Here is a 19090-nt window from a genome sequence, read left to right as displayed (position 1 = left end):
GCCGAGTGCACTCGCCCAGGGGCGCGGGGCCGCATCCTTATGCGGCCCCGCCGCGTGGGCGCGACCAGCCACAACGCACCCGCGCCCGCCCGACGGACACGTCACCCCACCGACGAGTAGGCAACAACCCCCCGCAGCAGCCCATCCACAGCCTTACGCGCACTCTTGGCCACCGTGGAGCCCTCCGCTGGAGACGCCGCCGCGATCTGCCCCAGCACATCGATCACCTGCTTGCACCACCGCACGAAGTCCCCCGCCGGCATCTCAGCCTCACGCAGCACCTCGTCCAGCCCCTTGCCGCTGGCCCACATGTACGCGGCCCAGGCAAAGCCGAGGTCGGGCTCACGCTGCCCGACGCCCTCGGACTGCGTGATCCGGAACTCCTCCTCCAGGGCGTCCAGTCGCCCCCAGATCCGGACCATCTCACCGAGCGCGGCCTTGGCCTTGCCCGACGGCAGCTTCGGGGCCATGGCGTCGTCCGCGGCCCTCGACTCGAACACCAACGCCGAGACACAGGCGGCCAGTTCGGGCGGGCTGAGCCCCTCCCAGACCCGCTCGCGGACGCATTCGCTGGCCAGCAGGTCGAGCTCGCCGTACAGCCGCGCGAGCCGCTTGCCGTGCTCGGTGACCTCGTCGCCGCGCAGATAGTCCAGTTCGGTCAGCAGCGCGACGATGCGGTCGAAGGTCCGCGCGATCGTGTTCGTACGGCCTTCGATACGGCGTTCCAGCTGCGAGGTGTCCCGCAGCAGCCGGTGGTAGCGCTCGGCCCAACGGGCGTGGTCCTCACGGTCGTTGCAACCGTGGCAGGGGTGCGCGCGCAGGGCCTTGCGCAGCCGCTCGATCTCGCGGTCGTCGGCCGCCTGGGAGCGCCGCTTGCGCTGCCGCTCCGGCGAAATGTGCCCGGCCTTCGTGCGCAGCGCGGAGGCCAGGTCCCGACGGGACTGCGGGGAACGCGGGTTGAAGGACTTCGGGATCCGCATCCGCTCCAACGCCTCGACGGGCACCGGGAAGTCCATCGAGGCGAGCCGCTTGACCTGCCGTTCGGAGGTGAGGACCAGCGGGCGCGGGCCGTCGTGGTGCTCGAAGCCGCGGTGGCCGTTGGACCGCCCGGCCGGCAGCCCGGGGTCCAGCACCAGCGCGAGGCCGGCGTACTTGCCCGTCGGCACGTGGATGACGTCTCCGGGCTTGAGCTTCTCCAGTGCGACCGCGGCCTCCGCGCGTCGCTGCGCCGCCCCCTGCTTGGCCAACTCGTTCTCGCGGTCCTTCAGTTCGCGGCGCAGGCGCGCGTACTCCTCGAAGTCCCCGAGGTGGCAGGTCATGGACTCCTTGTAGCCCTCCAGCCCCTCCTCGTTGCGCTGCACCTGCCGGGAGATCCCGACGACCGACTTGTCGGCCTGGAACTGCGCGAACGACGTCTCCAGCAGCTCACGCGAGCGGTGCCGGCCGAACTGCTCGACGAGGTTGACCGCCATGTTGTACGACGGCTTGAAGCTGGAGCGCAGCGGATAGGTGCGGGTGCCCGCCAGCCCGGCCAGGTGGTCGGGGCTCATGCCGCGCTGCCACAGCACGACGGCGTGGCCCTCGACGTCGATGCCGCGCCGGCCCGCACGGCCGGTCAGCTGCGTGTACTCACCGGGTGTGATGTCGGCGTGCTGCTCGCCGTTCCACTTGACGAGCTTCTCCAACACCACCGAACGGGCAGGCATGTTGATGCCCAGCGCGAGCGTCTCCGTGGCGAACACGGCCTTCACCAGCCCGCGCACGAACAGTTCCTCGACGACCTCCTTGAAGGTCGGCAGCATGCCCGCGTGGTGAGCGGCTATGCCGCGCTCCAGGCCTTCCAGCCATTCGTAGTAGCCGAGGACGTGCAGATCCTCGGTCGGGATGGCGGCGGTGCGTTCCTCCACGAGGGCGCGCACCCTGTCCCGCGCCTCCTCGTCGTTCAGCCGGAGTCCCGCGTGCAGGCACTGCTGGACGGCCGCCTCGCAGGCGGCGCGGCTGAAGATGAAGGTGATGGCGGGCAGCAGACCCTCGGCGTCGAGGCGTTCGATGACCTCGGGGCGCCCCGGCGTCCACACCCGGGACCGCTGCCGGCGCTCCCGCTCCCGGTCGGCCTCGCGCATGGCGCGCCCGCGTCTGCGGTCCTGGTACGAGGGTCTGGTCGCCTCCATGCGGGCCAGCCGCGTGAGGTCGGGGTTGACGGCCTTCTTGTGGCCCTCGCCCTCCTCGAACAGGTCGTACATCCGCCGCCCGGCGAGCACGTGCTGGAACAGCGGCACGGGCCGGTGCTCGGAGACGATCACCTCGGTGTCGCCGCGGACGGTGTCGAGCCAGTCGCCGAACTCCTCGGCGTTGGACACGGTCGCCGACAGCGAGACCAGCGTGACCGACTCGGGGAGATGGATGATCACTTCCTCCCATACGGCCCCGCGGAAGCGGTCGGAGAGGTAGTGCACCTCGTCCATGACCACATGGCCGAGGCCGAGGAGGGTCTGCGACCCGGCGTACAGCATGTTCCGCAGCACCTCGGTGGTCATCACGACCACCGGGGCCTCGGAGTTGATGCTGTTGTCGCCGGTGAGCAGACCGACCATGCCGTCGCCGTAACGGCGGCACAGGTCCGCGTACTTCTGGTTCGACAGCGCCTTGATGGGCGTGGTGTAGAAGCACTTTCTGCCCTGCAACAGGGCGAGGTGGACGGCGAACTCGCCCACGATCGTCTTGCCCGAGCCGGTGGGCGCGGCCACCAGCACGCCCTTCCCCGCTTCGAGCGCCTGGCACGCCTCGATCTGGAAGGGGTCGAGGCCGAAGTCGTACATCTCGCGGAATGAGGCGAGCGCCGTGGCCTGCTCGGCAGCACGCTGACGCGCTGCCGCGTACCGCTCGGCCGGTGAGAGGTCCTCTGTCATCGTGCTTTCGAGCGTACCGGGCGCCACTGACAACAGGACGATCATTATCCGGATCGCCATCGGGCAAACCCGCGATCCGTGCAGCTCACGGCTGCGAAGCGGAAGCGGCCGGGCACGCCCTGTAGGCGCCCGGCCGCACTGTTCCCGAAATTCCGGCTCGGTCAGGTCACGTCGTCGTAGCCGTTGACCCGCTCGGTGGTGGCCTGCTCGGGCAGGGCCCGGCTCGCGGACACGGTCTCGACCTCGCCGATGCTCTCGGGGGTCAGATCGAGGTCGGACGCCTCGTCGTCGGCGGGGGCCATGGCCTCTCGGCGGCGTCTGCGGCGGTCGTTGATCAGGGAGACGAAGACGGCGGCGAAGTACAGGATCCAGATCGGTCCGGCGAGGGCCATCATCGTCAGCGGGTCGGTGCTCGGGGTCGCGATCGCCGCGAACACGGTGATGCCCATGATCATGCCGCGCCACCAGCCGAGCATGCGCTTGCCGGTGATGGCGCCGGTGAAGTTGAGCATCACCAGCAGCAGGGGCAGCTCGAAGGAGAGACCGAAGACGATCACCATGCGCGTGACGAGGTCGAGCAGATCGTCCAGCGGCAGCAGGTTGTCGACGCCGAACGGCGTGAACTCGATCAGGACGGTGGCGGTCTTGGGCAGCACCTTGTAGGCGAAGAAGGCGCCGGCGAGGAAGAGCGGGAAGCCCGTGGCGACGAACGCGTAGGCGTACTTCCGCTCGTGCTTGTGGAGGCCGGGGGCGACGAAGCCCCACAGCTGGTACAACCAGACCGGTGCGGCGAGCACGACACCGGCCATCAGGGACACCTTCAGGGCCAGCGTGAACGGCGCGAGCAGACCGTTGATCGTGATCTGCGCGCACGGGTTCTGGTCGCGTGACGTCTTGGCCAGTTCCTCGAACGACTTCGGGCAGCCGACCGACTCGAGGACCGGCTTGGTGAAGAAGTTGATGATGTCCTGATAGAAGAAGGCAGCGACGACCGTGATGACGACGATCGCGAGCAGCGCTTTCGCGAGCCGGTTGCGGAGCTCACGAAGGTGCTCCGCGAGGGGCATCCGCCCCTCGGGATCCTTCTCCTCTTTGCGGGCAGACTTCAGCAACCCACGTTCCCATCTCGTGCGGCGGGCCGGAGGTCACCGGCCCTGCGTCAGCGCTTGGTCGTGTCCGTGGGCTCGTTGACCGGGCGCGAGCTCGTCACGTCGCCGGGAGAGGCCTGGATCACACGCTGAGCCGGGGGCTGCTGGTCGTCGCTGGTGTTGTTCGGCGGGTCGGCCGGGGCGGCGGACTTGCTGCCGTCGTCCTTCATCGCCTTCGCCTCGCTCTTCAGGATGCGCGCGGACTTGCCGAGCGAGCGCGCCATGTCCGGAAGCTTCTTCGCGCCGAACAGCAGGATGATGACGACGAGGATGAGAATGATCTCGGGGGCTCCGAGCCTTCCGAACATAAGTCTTTACCTTCTCACCGAGGCTACTGGGGTGGGGTGCTGTCCGATCGGTCGGACATGTGTCCGAACGATCGCGTTGACAGCGATCGTAACGCTCAGGGGTAAACGTCAGGCAATCCCCGTGCGTACTCCCTGTCCGCGGACCGGGCCTCGTTCTCCGGGCCGCGACCAGCAGCGTACCTGTCCCGGACGTCAAGTTGACAGGGCGAAGTGGCCCAAAACGCATGCGGGGAGGGACTCACACCCAATCCTTGGCGGGGTCAGAGCGTGTCCACGGCCCGAGCGGCGCTCACGCTCGCCCGCTCCAGGTCCTCTGCCGCCCTGCTGATGCGCCGCGCGGAGTCCGTCACCTGCCGGCCGAGGCGCTGCGCCTCCAGGAAGACCCGAACGGCGAGCACACCGAGAACGGCGAGACCCAGAAACCCCACAGCTACCGCGAACATCGGCCAGAACATGACGCCGAGCCTAGACCGTCCTACAGCGTGGAGTGCAGCCGCAGGGTGCTCACCCCGCCGCCGGTCAGCAGCTCGACGATCCGCTCCCCGGCCGGCTTGCGGACGGACGCGCCGCACTCGGGGCAGGTGAACGAGTAGAACGTCGTACGGCTGCTCGCGCCGATGGCGAGGCGCAGCGCGCTCGCGGCGAGCTCGAAGCGGCCCCGGCAGTCCGGGCAGCCCGCCTTGAACTTCACCGGGGTCACGCTTCTCATCCCGGCGAACGCGGACGCCGCCGTCATTCCCACCGCACCGGACGTCGCCGACTCGCTCAAAGCCCTTGCTCCCCTTCTTCGTGGTCGCTCGCCTTCGGGGGCGCTGTCCTACTGGCCGTCGTGAACCCGGTGCGTCCCGTGCTCGTCCTGCACCTCGGCCCCGTCGTACGCCGCGAGCGCCTCGCGGGCCGCCTGCCGGGCGCTGTCGGCCAGCGCCTGCGGTGAGACGATCCGGCCGTCGCGCCCGAGCCGCAGTGCGAGGCGCCGCAGCGACGTGGGATCGGGGGTGCGCAGGGTGATACGCAGCCCGCCGTCGGCCAGCTCATCGGCGCTGTCGTGCGGGTAGTACTCGGCGACCCAGCGCCCGCCCGGGCCGACCTCGACCACGACCTCCGGGTCCTCCGCGGCAGGCTGCACGAGCCCCTCGGACAGGTCCCGCAGCTCGATCTCGGGCGGCGCGGACGGCTCGTCCAGGATCTTGATCTCGGCGACCCGGTCGAGCCGGAAGGTGCGGCGCGCCTCGGAGCGCCGGCACCAGGCCTCGACGTAGGTGTGGCCGACGCTGACCAGGCGGATCGGGTCGATCTCGCGCTCGGTGACCTCGTCGCGGGCCGGTGAGTAGTAGCGGATCCACAGCCGGCGACGTTCGGAGATCGCACGGTCGACGTCGGCGAAGACACCGCCCTCGGACTCGAAGGTCACCGACAGCCGGGAGCTGGCGCCGGCCGCCTCCCCGGCCGCGGCCTCCACCTTGGCGGTCGCCCGCAGGAGCGCCTGCCGGTCGCTCTCGCGCAGTCCGGGCAACGTGGAAACCGCGCGGGCCGCCACCAGCAGCGCGGTCGCCTCGTCGGCGGCGAGCCGCAGCGGCTCGGCCGCTTCTGCCGCCAAGGCGGCGGGGTTGTGCCACCAGATGCGTTCGCCGTCGGTGTCGATGTCGAGCAGATCACCGCCACGGAAGCTGGTGCCGCACATGGGCAGCACGTCCAGGTCCGAGACCAGCTCGTCCTCGGAGATACCGAAGGCACGCGCGACGTCCTCGACGCGGGCGCCGGGACGCTCCCGGAGATACGTCACCAGGGAGAGCATCCTCCGGGTCTGGTCGATGGCGTTGACGGGCCTGACCGGTTTGCCTGCCACTGTGTCGCTCCGCTCCCCCTCAGCCCTTGGCCACGGCACGCAGCCGGTCCACCACGTCGGCCCGCAGCTCCGCGGGCTCCAGGACCACCACATCCGGCCCGAACTCCACCAGCCAGGCATCCAGCCCGTGGCCGTACGGAATCTCCAACTCGTCCCAGCCGTCCCCGAGTTCCCGGACCGAGGTGGCCTTCGCCCGAAGGGGGTAACCGGCGTCCGTGCGCAGCCGGATCCGCGCGGAGCGGTCGGCGGTCTCCCCCGCCCAGCTCATGACGGTCTCCCGGACGGTGACGACGTCGGGGACCGGCGCGGTGAACCGCGAGCCGCGCGAGCGCACCTTGCCCGTGATGCGGGACAGCCGGAAGACGCGCTCGGCGCCGCGGTCCCGGTCCCAGCCCGCGAGATACCAGTGGCCGCGCCAGCACTCCAGCGCCCACGGCTCGACATGCCTGGGCTCGGGGCGGGCGGCGGTGGCCTTGCGGTAGTCGAAGACGACCGGGCGCCGGTCGCGGCACGCCAGCATCAGCGGCTCGAAAGCCGCCTCGTGCACCGGAATACGGGGCTCCAGGGCGCCGTGCGCCTCGTACGGATCGACGTCCTCCGGCAGGCCGGCCGCGCGCAGCTTCTGCAGAGCGCCGCTGGCCGCGCCCGCGAGGCGGACCTGCTGCCACACCTTGGCGGCCAGGCCCAGAGCGGCGGCCTCCTCGGCGTCGAGGGTGATGGGCGGCAGGCGGTTGCTGTCGCGGCGGGCGAGATAGCCGACCTCGCCGTCGAGATTCTCGACGGTCTCGATGACCAGGCCGAGCTCGCGCAGGTCGTCCTTGTCGCGCTCGAACATCCGGTTGAAGGAGTCGTCGGACCCGGCTTCCAGGTACGCCTCGATGGACTCACGCAGCTCGCGCTTGCTCAGCGGCCGCCGCGTCCCGAGCAGACACAGCGCCAAATTCATGAGCCGCTCGGCCTTGGCAATGGCCATCGACGCCCTTCGCCTCCCTATGGTGCTTACGACCGATGAACCTACCGCCCCACGGTGGCCCGGCAAAAGCCGAGGGCCCATGCCCGGACAGGCATGGGCCCCAGGTAGTCGGGTCCGGTCGCACTCCGATCAGACGCGACGAGCCGGACGCCGGCCGGACGCGACGATCAGACGCCGAGCAGGTCGACGACGAAGATCAGGGTCTCGCCGGGCTGGATCGCCGGGGTCGGGCTCTGGTTGCCGTAGGCGAGGTGGGCCGGGATGGTCAGCTGGCGGCGGCCACCGACCTTCATGCCCTGCACACCCTGGTCCCAGCCCTTGATGACGCGGCCGCCACCCAGCGGGAAGCGGAACGGCGTACCGCGGTTCCAGCTGGCGTCGAACTCCTCGCCCGTGCTGAAGGCGACACCCACGTAGTGCACGGTGACGGTCTGACCCGCCTGCGCGACGGGGCCGTCGCCCTCCCAGATGTCCTTGATCTCGAGGTCCGCCGGGGGCTCGCCGCCCGGGAAGTCGATCTCGGGCTTGTCGATGCTCACTTCATCACTCCTTGTTGCGTGACCTGGGTCGCGAAACGACCTCACGGACACCTCGGTCAGACGACGTCGAGGATATCCACCACGAAGACCAGTGTGTTCTTGGACAGCTCGCTGTTGGGGCTGGAGCCGTAGCCGAGGGAGGGCGGGATCACCAGCAGCACCCGGTCGCCCACGTTCTTGCCGACGAGGCCCTTGTCCCAGCCTGGCACGACGGAGCCGGTGCCGATCTGGAAGGCGGTCGCGCCGCCGTGGTCCCAGGAGGAGTCGAACTTCTTGCCGTCCTCCCACTTGACCCCGGTGTACTGGGCCACAAGCCCCTGGCCGGCCTCGACCTTCTTGCCGTCGCCCTTGATCAGCACCTGTTCCTTGAGGTCCTTGGGGGCCTTGGTGTTCTTGGGGATGGTGATGGTCGCCGCCTTCTGCGACGGGGCCTTCACCTCGGGCAGGCCGGCCTCCGTGGCCGCCTGCTCGCCCTTGGCCTCACCCTTGGCGTCGACGGTGCCGGCACCGGCCACGTCGACCACCCAGATCAGTACGTCCTTCTGGTTGATGCCGGAGGACGGGTTCAGCGACTCGCCGATCAGATCACCCGCGGTGCCCTGCACGAGGACCCGGCTGCCCGGCTTCTTCCCCTTGACCGCGTCGAGGACCTTCTCCGGCAGCTGCTGACTCGGCTTGCCGATCTGCTCGACGGACTGCCTGCGCGGCGTGCTCGCACCGGTCGCCGTGGCCGCCCAGGTGCCCCCCAGTTCCTGGTCCTCGCCCCACTTCTCGACGGTCCAGTCCAGGCGGACGAAGTCGGACGCCTTGATCGCGGTTCCGCTGCCCTCCGAGACCGTCTCGACCACGGTCTTCCCGGACGGGTCGCCCTCCTTCGGCACGGAGATCTTGGGCTTCTCCCCGACCTTGCCGTCGACCTGGGCGACCCCTGCCGACTCTCCCCCGTCGCTGCTGTCGCCGTCCGATCCGCACGCGGCGGTGAACAACAGGGCGGGAACGGCCAGCAGCGCCGCGACGCGGCGTTTCGTGTTGTAGTTCATCAGTCCCACTGGGCTCGGGGGTGGCGGGCAATGGCCGCCACTCTACGACGAACATGCGCTCGGCACCGGTCGTCGCCCGACACGCCGCCCGCCCTCCCCGCAGAGGAAACGCCCGGTGCCCGCAGGCGTCGCCACCTGCGGGCACCGGGCGTTCTGGACGGGACGCAGCCGAGACGGCCACGGCCCGCTCACATACCGGCGATCAGTTTCTCCACCCGATCGTCCACCGAACGGAACGGGTCCTTGCACAACACCGTGCGCTGCGCCTGGTCGTTGAGCTTGAGGTGGACCCAGTCGACCGTGAAGTCACGGCGCTGTTCCTGGGCCCTGCGGATGAAGTCGCCGCGCAGCCGGGCCCGCGTGGTCTGCGGCGGCACGGACTTGCCCTCGAAGATCTTCAAGTCGTTGCAGATACGGGCTGCTTGACCCTTCTTCTCCAGCAGGTAGTACAGCCCACGACGGCGGTGGATGTCGTGGTAGGCGAGGTCTATCTGCGCGACCCGCGGATGCGACATGGTCATGTTGTGCTTGGCCCGGTACCGCTCGATGAGCTTGTACTTCATGACCCAGTCGATCTCGGTACCGATCCGGTCGAGGTCCTCGGCCTCGATCGCGTCCAGCGTGCGGCCCCACAGCTCCAGGACCTGCTCGACCGTGCCCGTACGGATGCCGCGGCGCTCGCAGAAGTCCACGGCCTTCTCGTAGTACTCGCGCTGCACCTCCAACGCCGATGCCTCCCGGCCACTGGCCAGGCGCACCTTGCGCCGCCCGGTGATGTCATGGCTGACCTCGCGGATCGCCCGGATCGGGTTCTCCAGGGTCAGATCACGCATCACCGTGCCCGCCTCGATCATGCGCAGCACCAGATCGGTCGCGCCGACCTTGAGCAGCATGGTCGTCTCGGACATGTTCGAGTCGCCCACGATGACATGCAGGCGCCGGTAGCGCTCGGCGTCCGCGTGCGGCTCGTCGCGGGTGTTGATGATGGGCCGGGAGCGGGTCGTCGCCGAGGAGACACCCTCCCAGATGTGCTCGGCCCGCTGACTGACGCAGTACACCGCGCCCCGCGGGGTCTGCAGCACCTTGCCGGCACCGCACAGAAGCTGCCTGGTGACCAGGAACGGGATCAGAATGTCCGCAAGCCGGGAGAACTCCCCGTGCCGTGCGACGAGATAGTTCTCGTGACAGCCATAGGAGTTGCCCGCCGAGTCGGTGTTGTTCTTGAAGAGGTAGACGTCGCCCGCGATTCCCTCCTCGTGCAGGCGTCGTTCCGCGTCTACCAGGAGTCCTTCCAGAATGCGTTCGCCGGCCTTGTCGTGGGTGACCAGTTCGGTCACGTTGTCACATTCGGGTGTCGCGTATTCCGGATGTGAGCCCACGTCGAGATAGAGGCGGGCGCCGTTTCGCAGAAAGACATTGCTGCTACGGCCCCATGACACGACACGGCGGAAGAGGTACCGCGCCACCTCGTCAGGCGACAGGCGGCGCTGTCCCCTGAACGTGCACGTGACGCCGTACTCGTTCTCCAGCCCGAAAATGCGGCGGTCCATGACTGAACATTACGCCCGATCCCCTGAGCTGAAACGGGGTTCGACAGCACGGTTTGGATCATTTTCCGATGAAGCCGCAACAACCGCACCCCTGGCGGGAGCTGCAAGGACCCTCCCCGTGGCCAACAGGACCAGCAACGACACGGCTCCCGCGGCCCCCGGCACGGCGAACCCCCACAGCGCCCCGCCCGCCTCGACGACCGGCCCCGCCAGGCCCGTTCCGACCGACGCACCCACGGTGAACGTCGTCACAAGCCAGGAGAACGCCTCGGTGACCGTCCCACGCGGCGCGTGCCGGTCCACCAGCACGAACGCACATGCGATGCACGGCGCGAGGAACACCCCCGCGAGCACGGCCAGCAGCGTCATCCCGACCACACCCGGCATCAGCGTCAGCGGCAGGTAACACACCGCCAGAAGCGCCACCAGCCACCGCAGTCGCCGCGCCGGCTCACCGCCCCACTGCCGCGCCCCGTACACCATGCCCCCGACGAGCGCACCCAGCCCCAGACCCGCCATCAGCCAGCCGTACACCACGTCACCGCCGTGGTCGTCCGCGTACGACACGGCCGCGACCGCGATCGACCCCATCGCCACGCCGACGAACAGGAACGCCGCGAGGAGCGCCAGCAGCCCGGCCGAGCGCAGCGCACCCAGCCAGTGCGCCTCACGCGGCGCCGACCGCCACGCACGCGAGGGCTGCGACACGACCACCGACAGGGCTCCCAGCACCCCGATCACGTTCAGGATCAGCAGCGCCGCCTGCGCCGACCACAGCGAGGCGCACAGCGTGAGCAGCAACGGACCGATGGTGAACATGACTTCCTGGGCCACCGCGTCCATCGCATACGCCGTGTGCACCTGGCCCTCCTTGTGGAGGACGGACGACCACAGCGCCCGCAGACCGCCCTCCAGGGGCGGCGTGAACAGTCCGGAGGCGGCCACGGCCGCATACGCGAGCGGCAGCGGACCGAGGCCCACAAAGGCGAACACACCCATCGCGAGCGCCGACGCGACGGCGGCGGGCAACTGCACCCGCGGCTGCCCGTACAGGTCCACCAGCCGCCCGAGCAGCGGCTGCCCCACGGCATTGGCCACCCCGTACACCGCCGCAAGGCCACCGGCCATGCTGTACGAGCCGCCCTCCGCGCGCACGAACAGCACGATGGCGAGCGCGGCCACGGCGTTCGGCAGCCGGCCTATGAGCGTGCCGACGAGCAGCCGGGCGGCATGCCTCGCCCTGAGGACCTCCAGGTATGCGCCGGTCATCGGCAGCGCCGCCCCTCCGGATAAGTTTTACGTATAACGTCCTTCGTCATACGTACCATGTGCGCTGTTCACCAGTCCAGACAGCGAAGCGCGCCGCAGGGCAGCAACGCCCGGAGGCGAACGACCGGAAGCAAGGGAGCAGACCGACGGTGGCACACGGCAGCACCCGCCCCACCAGCCGGGACGTCGCCCAGGCGGCGGGCGTCTCGCAGGCCGCGGTCTCCCTCGTCCTCGGCGACAAATGGCGCGGCCGGGTCTCCGAGGCCACCGCCGAACGCGTCCGCGAGGCCGCCCGCGAACTCGGCTACCGGCCCAACCTCGCCGCCCGCAACCTACGCCTCGGCCACACCCGCACCGTCCTCCTCGTCGTCCCCGCCCTCACCACCGAGTTCTTCGCCGGCGTCTACACCGGCGCCGCCCGCGTCGCCGCCCACCACGGATTCGGCGTCGTCCTCTACCCCTCCCCCGAAGGCATCGGCCCCGCCCGCGACCCCTTCGCCTCCGCCCAAGCAGCCCTCGACGGCGTCATCGCCTCCTCCATGGCCGCCGACGCCCTCACCGCCATCCGCGGCGACCAGCTCCCCCTGGTCATGCTCGACAGCGACCCGGACGGCAGCCTCGGGGCCGCGACGGTGAACCTCGACATCACAGACGGCGTCCGGCAGGTCGCCGATCACCTGCTCCGCCTCCGCCACCGCCGCTTCCTGCACCTCGCAGCCGACGTGCCCTCCTGGACCTTCGACGTACGGGCACGTGAGCTCGCCACACGCATCGGCGAGGTGCCCGGCACATCGCTGCTCACCGTCCGCGCACCCATCTCCATCGACGGCGCCCGCACCGCCGCCGAGACGGCCCTCTCGGCCAAGGGCCCCCGCCCCACAGCCATCATCTGCGACGACGACAAACTCGCCGCCGGCGCCTACAAGGCCGTACGCCGACTCGGCCTGCGCATCCCCGACGACATCTCCGTGACCGGCCTCGACGACCTCGCCCTCGCCACCGCCATCGACCCCGAGCTGACCACCGTCCGCCTGGACGCCGAACTGTTCGGGGAACGCGGCATGCAGGCCCTCCTGGCGGTCCTGGAAGGCCGCGAACCCGAGGAGGGCGACATTCCGGTCGAGCTCGTCGTACGGGGCTCCACAGCGCCACCCAGCGCCCCCTGAAGGCCCCCGTGAACGCCTGTGCCCCGGCCGAGCGGGCGGCCGGGGCACAGTACGGGCGAAGAACGAGGTCGGGACTGCCCCTCGGTGAGGTCGGTGGTCGGGCTACTCCTCGGAACTGCCGGAGTCCTCCGCATCGGAGTCCTCCCCGTTGTCGGCACTCTCGGCCTCGGTGGCCGCACCCTCGGCCGCCAGCAACCGGGCCAGCTGACGGCCCACAATGCGCTTGAACTTCCGCGACTGCGGACGCGTACGGTCCAGCACCGCGACCTCGAGCCGCTCCGCGGGGATCTCCCGCTGCGTGCCGTTCGACTCACGCGACAGCGCCTGGACAGCCAGCTTCAGCGCCTCGGCGAGACTCACACCGTCCTGATGACGCTGATCCAGATAATTGCTGATCAACTCGGCATTACCGCCGACCGCGACCGAACCGTGCTCGTCCACGATCGAGCCGTCATGCGGCAACCGGTAGATCTGGTCACCCTCAGGCGTCTCACCGACCTCGGCGACGACCAGCTCCACCTCGTACGGCTTCTCCGCCGCGGAAGAGAAGATCGTGCCCAGCGTCTGGGCGTAGACATTGGCCAGACCACGCGCCGTCACATCATCACGGTCATAGGTATAACCACGCAGATCGGCATACCGCACCCCGCCGATCCGCAGATTCTCGTACTCGTTGTACTTACCGGCGGCCGCAAAACCGATCCGGTCATAGATCTCGCTGAACTTGTGCAGCGCACGGGACGGGTTCTCGCCGACGAACACGATGCCATCGGCATACTGCAGCACGACCAGGCTGCGGCCACGGGCGATGCCCTTGCGGGCGTACTCCGCCCGGTCGGCCATGGCCTGCTGGGGTGAGACATAGAACGGCGTCGACACCGGTTATCCGTCCCTTTCTGTCGAAGTCACAGGACCACCTTGATAAGACCGAACCGCCGCTACAGCAGCGCAGCCCGCGGGCCGTCGGGCTGCTCCAGACGCCGCGCCAGGATGGAACGGGCGATCTCGGACGACTCATCATCGCCCAGTCGACGGAAACCGTCCTCGGTGATCACGGTGACGATCGGGTAGATCCGGCGGGCCACATCGGGACCACCGGTCGCCGAGTCGTCGTCAGCCGCGTCGTACAGAGCCTGCACCACAAGCGTCGTGGCCTCGGCCTCGCTCAGGTCCTCACGGAAGAGCTTCTTCATGGCGCCACGCGCGAAGATCGAACCGGAGCCGGTGGCGGCGTACCCATGCTCCTCGGAACGACCACCGGTCACGTCGTAGGAGAAGATCCGCCCCCTCTCCCGGTCGACGTCATACCCCGCGAAGAGCGGCACGACAGCCAGCCCCTGCATGGCCATGCCCAGGTTGGACCGAATCATCGTCGACAGCCGGTTCGCCTTGCCCTCCAGCGACAGCTGCGCGCCCTCGACCTTCTCGAAGTGCTCCAGCTCCAGCTGGAAGAGCTTCACCATCTCCACGGCCAGGCCGGCGGTGCCGGCGATACCGACGGCCGAGTACTCGTCGGCCGGAAAAACCTTCTCGATGTCGCGCTGGGCGATCACATTCCCCATGGTCGCCCGCCGGTCACCCGCCAGCACGACGCCCCCCGGGAACGTCACGGACACGATGGTCGTGCCGTGCGGCGCCTCGATCACGCCCTGCGTGGGCGGCAGTTGACGGTTCCCGGGCAGCATCTCGGGCTGGTGCTCGGAGAGAAAGTCCATGAAGGAGGACGACCCAGGCGTCAGGAAGGCAGCTGGTAGACGCCCGGTGCTACGAGTGTTGGCTTCCACGCGATTCCTTCCACGTATGCAGCAGCCCGCCTTATGACGTCGGGCCGATCCTTGAACTGCCCCAGTGCAGCGTTGCAGCTGAAGCACAGTACGCCACGGACCCTACCCGTCTCGTGGCAGTGATCCACATGCTCCGGCAGAGCCGCCAAACATATGCAGCAGACGCCGCCTTGAGAGGCCACCAACCCGTCGCGCTCGGCTTCTGTGATGCCGTACTGGCGCTTCAGATGGCCCTGCCGCCCCTGGATGGCCCGGCACGCCTTGCACCGTGTCGACAGACCGTCGGATGCAGTGGCGTTGCGATGCCACTCTTTGTGCGGCTTGACCTCACCGCACGTCCGGCAGAGCTTGTGCCCGGCCGGAACATCCACCTTCTCGCGTACCGGCTTCCCCATGGCTTCCCGACGGCGCCGGTAGTGCGCTGCGCTGTACTCCGCCACGCACTCCCGGCACCGCACCTGAAGTCCATCACACCGGTTCTTGTCCCGTGCGAATGCTTCGGAGGGCAAGTCTCGCTTGCAGCCCGTGCATTGTTTCGCGCTCGGATCCCCAGCCACCCTCATCCCCCGCCACCTTCACTTCGAAGGCCAAAGCGGCTCGATACCCGTCACTCGCCGCCTTTTTGCACGAATGAGCGCACGAAATCCTCGGCATTTTCCTCGAGTACGTCGTCAATCTCGTCCAGAACCGAGTCGACGTCGTCGCTCAGCTTCTCCTGCCGCTCCTTGAGGTCCTCGGAAGCCTGCGTCTCCGCGGTCTGCTCCTCGACTTCCTCGGTGGAACGTGTGGCCTTCTGCTGTCCGCCGCCGGTGTCCTTGGTTGCCATATCCCTCACCCCGCTCAGTTCGCCCGACATGGTCGACAGGTCGGCTTTCCTGCCGATCGGTGATGATCAGACCCTACAAGCCGGGTCTGACATCGGCCCCGCAGTTTCTCCAACGTACGGGGGCCATCTCGATGATTCCCGGACGCCGGGTTTTCCACCCTGCTCGGCCGACGTCCAGCTGATACCGCCCGAGTACCCCTCAGTTGCCCGAGAGGACCCTGACCAGGTCTTCCGCCGTGCGGCAGCGGTCCAGGAGCTCCTTGACGTGATTTCGCGTTCCGCGAAGCGGTTCGAGGGTTGGGACGCGCTGGAGGGAGTCCCGGCCGGGCAGGTCGAAGATCACCGAGTCCCAGGAGGCCGCGGCGACGTCGTCGGCGTACTGCTCCAGGCAGCGCCCGCGGAAGTACGCGCGCGTGTCCTCCGGCGGCTTCGTGCGGGCCCTCTCGACCTCGTTGTCGTCCAAGAGGCGCTTCATGCGTCCGCGGGCCGCGAGGCGGTTGTAGAGGCCCTTCTCGGGGCGTACGTCGGCGTACTGGAGGTCGACGAGGTGGAGGCGCGCGGCGTCCCAGTCGAGGTCGTCGCGGCGCCGGTAGCCCTCCATGAGTTCTCGCTTGGCGACCCAGTCCAGCTCGCCGGCGAGGCTCATGGGGTCGCGTTCCAGGCGGTTGAGGGTGTCCTCCCAGCGGGTGAGGACGTCCTTGGTCTGTTCGTCGGCGTCGGCGCCGAAGCGTTCCTCGACGTATTTGCGTGAGAGCTCGTAGTACTCCATCTGGAGCTGTACAGCGGTCAGTGTGCGGCCGCTGCGGAGCGTGATCAGGCGTTTGAGTGACGGGTCGTGCGACACCTGGTGCAGTGTGCGCACGGGCTGGTCCACGGCGAGGTCGACCGCGATGAAGCTGTCCTCGATCATCGACAGGACCAGGGCGGTGGTGCCCAGTTTCAGGTACGTCGAGATCTCCGACAGGTTCGCGTCGCCGATGATCACGTGGAGGCGGCGGTATTTCTCGGCGTCCGCGTGCGGCTCGTCGCGTGTGTTGATGATCGGGCGTTTGAGGGTGGTCTCGAGGCCCACCTCGACCTCGAAGTAGTCGGCTCGCTGGCTGAGCTGGAAGCCGTGTTCGTGGCCGTCCTGGCCGATGCCGACGCGGCCGGCGCCGGCGAAGACCTGGCGGGAGACGAAGAAGGGCGTCAGGTGGCGCACGATGTCGGAGAAGGGGGTTTCCCGCTTCATCAGGTAGTTCTCGTGCGTGCCGTAGGAGGCGCCCTTGTTGTCGGTGTTGTTCTTGTAGAGGTGGATGGGTTGGGCGCCGGGCAGCTGGGCGGCCCGCTCGGCGGCCTCGGCCATGATCCGCTCGCCTGCTTTGTCCCAGAGGACGGCGTCGCGGGGGTTGGTGACCTCGGGGGCGCTGTATTCGGGGTGTGCGTGGTCGACGTAGAGCCGTGCCCCGTTGGTGAGGATGACGTTGGCGAGGCCGATGTCCTCGTCGGTGAGCTGGCTGGAGTCGGCGGCCTCGCGGGCGAGGTCGAAGCCTCGCGCGTCCCGCAGCGGGTTCTCCTCCTCGAAGTCCCAGCGGGCCCGGCGGGCCCGGTGCATCGCCGCCGCGTAGGCGTTGACGATCTGGGATGAGGTGAGCATGGCATTGGCGTTGGGGTGGCCGGGGACGGAGATCCCGTACTCCGTCTCGATGCCCATTACTCGCCGTACAGTCATGCGGCCCTCCTTGCCCGGCGGCGCCCTCGGTCGGGGGCGCCGCTCAAGTACCGCTGGCGCTCCGGTGCGTGTGCGGTGCCCGTCCCCGCACTGCGCGACTCGGCGGTACCGAAGAGCCTAGAACGCCTTTGCGCTGGTGGGGAGATCATTTGCGTCATTGCGTTGCTCGCCTTTGTTCCGGCGGTGGCCGGAAAAACAGTCGGCTGCGGGTACCCGGTGGGGGCACCCGCAGCCGCCCTGTCTTTTACAGGTACTGACCGGTGTTTGCCACCGTGTCGATGGAGCGTCCGGTGTCTGCGCCCTGCTTTCCGGTGATGAGGGTGCGGATGTATACGATCCGCTCGCCCTTCTTTCCGGAGATCCGGGCCCAGTCGTCGGGGTTGGTGGTGTTGGGCAGGTCCTCGTTCTCCTTGAACTCGTCCACGCATGCTTGGAGGAGGTGGGAGACGCGCAGGCCCTTTTGGTTGTGCTCCAGGAAGTCCTTGATCGCCATCTTCTTGGCGCGGCCCACGATGTTCTCGATCATGGCTCCGGAGTTGAAGTCCTTGAAGTAGAGGACTTCCTTGTCGCCGTTGGCGTAGGTGACTTCCAGGAAGCGGTTCTCCTCGGATTCGGCGTACATCTGCTCGACGGCCGTCTGGATCATGCTCTGGACCGTCATGGCCTTGTCGCCGCTGTGCTCACCGACGTCCTCGGGGTGGAGCGGGAGGCGCTGGGTGAGGTACTTGCCGAAGATGTCCTTGGCGGCCTCGGCGTCCGGGCGCTCGATCTTGATCTTCACGTCCAGGCGGCCGGGGCGCAGGATGGCGGGGTCGATCATGTCCTCGCGGTTGGAGGCGCCGATCACGACCACGTTCTGCAGGCCTTCGACACCGTCGATCTCGGCGAGCAGCTGGGGGACGATGGTGTTCTCCACGTCCGAGCTGACACCGGAGCCGCGGGTGCGGAAGAGGGATTCCATCTCGTCGAAGAAGACGATGACGGGTGTGCCCTCGCTGGCCTTCTCGCGTGCACGCTGGAAGACGAGGCGGATCTGCCGCTCGGTCTCACCGACGTACTTGTTGAGCAGCTCGGGACCCTTGATGTTGAGGAAGAAGCTCTTGCCCTGGGCTTGGCCGGTGACTTCGGCGACCTTTTTGGCCAGCGAGTTGGCGACGGCCTTGGCGATGAGTGTCTTGCCGCATCCGGGGGGCCCGTACAGGAGGACGCCCTTGGGCGGCCGCAGTTCGTGCTCCCTGAACAGGTCGGGGTAGAGGTACGGGAGCTCGACCGCGTCGCGGATCATTTCGATCTGGTTGCCCAGGCCGCCGATCTGCTCGTAGCCGATGTCGGGTACTTCTTCGAGGACGAGTTCCTCGACTTCGCTCTTGGGGACGACTTCGTAGACGTAGCCGGAGCGGGGTTCGAGCAGCAGGGCGTCGCCGGGTCGGATGGTGACGTCCAGCAGCGGCTCGGCGAGCCGTACCACCCGTTCCTCGTCGGTGTGCCCCACTACGAGGGCGCGCTCGCCGTCCTCGAGGATTTCCTTGAGGGTGACGATGTCGCCGACGCTCTCGTACTCCATGGCCTCGACCACGTTGAGCGCTTCGTTGAGCATTACTTCCTGGCCGCGCCTGAGGTCGTCGAGTTCGACGCTCGGGCTGACGTTCACGCGGAGTTTGCGGCCTCCGGTGAAGATGTCGGCCGTGCCGTCCTCGTTCGCCGTCAGGAAGACACCGAAGCCGGCCGGTGGCTGTGCGAGCCGGTCGACTTCCTCCTTGAGGGCCACGATCTGGTCGCGGGCTTCACGGAGCGTGTTGGCGAGTCGCTCGTTCTGTGCGGACACGCCGGCCAGATTGGTCTGCAGCTCGACGATCCGCTCTTCGAGAATCCTCGTGTGCCGCGGAGAGTCGGCGAGCTTGCGTCGCAGGACGGCGATCTCCTGCTCAAGGTAGGCAATCTGCCCGGCCGGGTCGTCGGACCCCCGTCCCGGGCGGATGCCGCGGTTCATGTCGTCGTCGTGGGCTGCCACGGTCCTCACC

Annotated in this window: 18 protein-coding genes; 1 reads left to right on the top strand and 17 read right to left on the bottom strand. The window is 68.5% G+C overall.

Annotated features, from left to right (window positions below; translation table 11 throughout):
* Positions 1 to 101 precede the first annotated feature (101 nt).
* From ACFY5C_RS28640 to ACFY5C_RS28590, 11 genes are all read right to left on the bottom strand, one after another.
* Complete coding sequence (locus ACFY5C_RS28640; RefSeq protein ID WP_389449207.1) at positions 102 to 2954, bottom strand: DEAD/DEAH box helicase; 2853 nt, start codon at positions 2952 to 2954, stop codon at positions 102 to 104.
* 116 nt (positions 2955 to 3070) lie between these two features.
* Positions 3071 to 4021, bottom strand: a complete 951-nt coding sequence (gene tatC / locus ACFY5C_RS28635) for a twin-arginine translocase subunit TatC (RefSeq protein ID WP_389449133.1) — start codon at positions 4019 to 4021, stop codon at positions 3071 to 3073.
* A gap of 47 nt (positions 4022 to 4068) precedes the next feature.
* Positions 4069 to 4365: a Sec-independent protein translocase subunit TatA gene (tatA, locus tag ACFY5C_RS28630; protein WP_328882761.1), complete on the bottom strand. Its 297-nt coding sequence runs from the start codon at positions 4363 to 4365 to the stop codon at positions 4069 to 4071.
* A 260-nt stretch (positions 4366 to 4625) separates the two neighbouring features.
* Positions 4626 to 4820 (bottom strand): hypothetical protein, encoded by a 195-nt coding sequence (locus ACFY5C_RS28625; protein WP_389449130.1) that lies wholly within the window; start codon positions 4818 to 4820, stop codon positions 4626 to 4628.
* A 20-nt stretch (positions 4821 to 4840) separates the two neighbouring features.
* The gene (locus ACFY5C_RS28620; protein WP_389449127.1) at positions 4841 to 5134 is read right to left on the bottom strand and encodes a hypothetical protein; all 294 of its coding nucleotides are present in this window, start codon (positions 5132 to 5134) and stop codon (positions 4841 to 4843) included.
* A 48-nt stretch (positions 5135 to 5182) separates the two neighbouring features.
* Positions 5183 to 6211 (bottom strand): helix-turn-helix transcriptional regulator, encoded by a 1029-nt coding sequence (locus tag ACFY5C_RS28615; protein ID WP_389449124.1) that lies wholly within the window; start codon positions 6209 to 6211, stop codon positions 5183 to 5185.
* Between the two features lie 19 nt (positions 6212 to 6230).
* Entirely contained in the window at positions 6231 to 7184 is a 954-nt protein-coding gene (locus ACFY5C_RS28610; RefSeq protein ID WP_328882758.1) for a WYL domain-containing protein, read from the bottom strand.
* A 167-nt stretch (positions 7185 to 7351) separates the two neighbouring features.
* Positions 7352 to 7723 carry an FKBP-type peptidyl-prolyl cis-trans isomerase gene (locus tag ACFY5C_RS28605; RefSeq protein WP_351019895.1) on the bottom strand — a complete coding sequence of 124 codons (372 nt, stop codon included), beginning with the start codon at positions 7721 to 7723 and terminating at the stop codon, positions 7352 to 7354.
* Positions 7724 to 7779: 56 nt separating this feature from the next.
* Positions 7780 to 8763, bottom strand: coding sequence for an FKBP-type peptidyl-prolyl cis-trans isomerase (locus tag ACFY5C_RS28600; RefSeq protein ID WP_389449121.1), 984 nt, complete (start codon positions 8761 to 8763; stop codon positions 7780 to 7782).
* A 188-nt stretch (positions 8764 to 8951) separates the two neighbouring features.
* Positions 8952 to 10313, bottom strand: coding sequence for a Pup--protein ligase (pafA, locus tag ACFY5C_RS28595; protein ID WP_028801611.1), 1362 nt, complete (start codon positions 10311 to 10313; stop codon positions 8952 to 8954).
* Between the two features lie 9 nt (positions 10314 to 10322).
* On the bottom strand, positions 10323 to 11582 hold the full coding sequence (locus ACFY5C_RS28590) for an MFS transporter (RefSeq protein ID WP_389449119.1): 1260 nt from the start codon (positions 11580 to 11582) through the stop codon (positions 10323 to 10325).
* Positions 11583 to 11731: 149 nt separating this feature from the next.
* Between ACFY5C_RS28590 and ACFY5C_RS28585 the strand changes: the two genes are divergently transcribed.
* On the top strand, positions 11732 to 12748 hold the full coding sequence (locus ACFY5C_RS28585) for a LacI family DNA-binding transcriptional regulator (protein WP_389449117.1): 1017 nt from the start codon (positions 11732 to 11734) through the stop codon (positions 12746 to 12748).
* 102 nt (positions 12749 to 12850) lie between these two features.
* Here ACFY5C_RS28585 and prcA read toward each other — a convergent pair whose 3' ends face one another.
* The 6 genes from prcA to arc form a co-directional block, all read right to left on the bottom strand.
* A complete protein-coding gene (prcA, locus tag ACFY5C_RS28580) occupies positions 12851 to 13627 on the bottom strand; it encodes a proteasome subunit alpha (RefSeq protein ID WP_328428858.1) in 777 nt (258 codons plus the stop codon).
* 59 nt (positions 13628 to 13686) lie between these two features.
* Positions 13687 to 14532, bottom strand: a complete 846-nt coding sequence (gene prcB / locus ACFY5C_RS28575) for a proteasome subunit beta (protein WP_389449114.1) — start codon at positions 14530 to 14532, stop codon at positions 13687 to 13689.
* Positions 14484 to 15095, bottom strand: a complete 612-nt coding sequence (locus ACFY5C_RS28570; RefSeq protein WP_389449112.1) for an endonuclease VII domain-containing protein — start codon at positions 15093 to 15095, stop codon at positions 14484 to 14486. The genes prcB and ACFY5C_RS28570 overlap by 49 nt, the downstream gene beginning before the upstream one ends.
* Before the next feature lie 44 nt (positions 15096 to 15139).
* On the bottom strand, positions 15140 to 15358 hold the full coding sequence (locus ACFY5C_RS28565; RefSeq protein ID WP_389449108.1) for a ubiquitin-like protein Pup: 219 nt from the start codon (positions 15356 to 15358) through the stop codon (positions 15140 to 15142).
* 199 nt (positions 15359 to 15557) lie between these two features.
* Complete coding sequence (gene dop, locus ACFY5C_RS28560) at positions 15558 to 17069, bottom strand: depupylase/deamidase Dop (RefSeq protein WP_389449105.1); 1512 nt, start codon at positions 17067 to 17069, stop codon at positions 15558 to 15560.
* Between the two features lie 244 nt (positions 17070 to 17313).
* Positions 17314 to 19080, bottom strand: coding sequence for a proteasome ATPase (gene arc, locus ACFY5C_RS28555; protein ID WP_389449102.1), 1767 nt, complete (start codon positions 19078 to 19080; stop codon positions 17314 to 17316).
* Between the last annotated feature and the right edge of the window lie 10 nt (positions 19081 to 19090).

It is taken from the genome of Streptomyces sp. NPDC012935 (assembly GCF_042900345.1).
Lineage (GTDB): Bacteria > Actinomycetota > Actinomycetes > Streptomycetales > Streptomycetaceae > Streptomyces.
This window is presented reverse-complemented; position numbering and strand designations above follow the sequence as displayed.

What these genes read in the sequence shown, in the direction of transcription:
- dop (WP_389449105.1), bottom strand. Translation starts at nt 17,069, where the DNA reads ATGACTGTACGGCGAGTAATGGGCATCGAGACGGAGTACGGGATCTCC.
- ACFY5C_RS28590 (WP_389449119.1), bottom strand. Translation starts at nt 11,582, where the DNA reads ATGACCGGCGCATACCTGGAGGTCCTCAGGGCGAGGCATGCCGCCCGG.
- ACFY5C_RS28640 (WP_389449207.1), bottom strand. Translation starts at nt 2,954, where the DNA reads ATGATCGTCCTGTTGTCAGTGGCGCCCGGTACGCTCGAAAGCACGATG.
- ACFY5C_RS28600 (WP_389449121.1), bottom strand. Translation starts at nt 8,763, where the DNA reads ATGAACTACAACACGAAACGCCGCGTCGCGGCGCTGCTGGCCGTTCCC.
- ACFY5C_RS28565 (WP_389449108.1), bottom strand. Translation starts at nt 15,358, where the DNA reads ATGGCAACCAAGGACACCGGCGGCGGACAGCAGAAGGCCACACGTTCC.
- pafA (WP_028801611.1), bottom strand. Translation starts at nt 10,313, where the DNA reads ATGGACCGCCGCATTTTCGGGCTGGAGAACGAGTACGGCGTCACGTGC.
- ACFY5C_RS28610 (WP_328882758.1), bottom strand. Translation starts at nt 7,184, where the DNA reads ATGGCCATTGCCAAGGCCGAGCGGCTCATGAATTTGGCGCTGTGTCTG.
- tatA (WP_328882761.1), bottom strand. Translation starts at nt 4,365, where the DNA reads ATGTTCGGAAGGCTCGGAGCCCCCGAGATCATTCTCATCCTCGTCGTC.
- ACFY5C_RS28570 (WP_389449112.1), bottom strand. Translation starts at nt 15,095, where the DNA reads ATGAGGGTGGCTGGGGATCCGAGCGCGAAACAATGCACGGGCTGCAAG.
- ACFY5C_RS28625 (WP_389449130.1), bottom strand. Translation starts at nt 4,820, where the DNA reads ATGTTCTGGCCGATGTTCGCGGTAGCTGTGGGGTTTCTGGGTCTCGCC.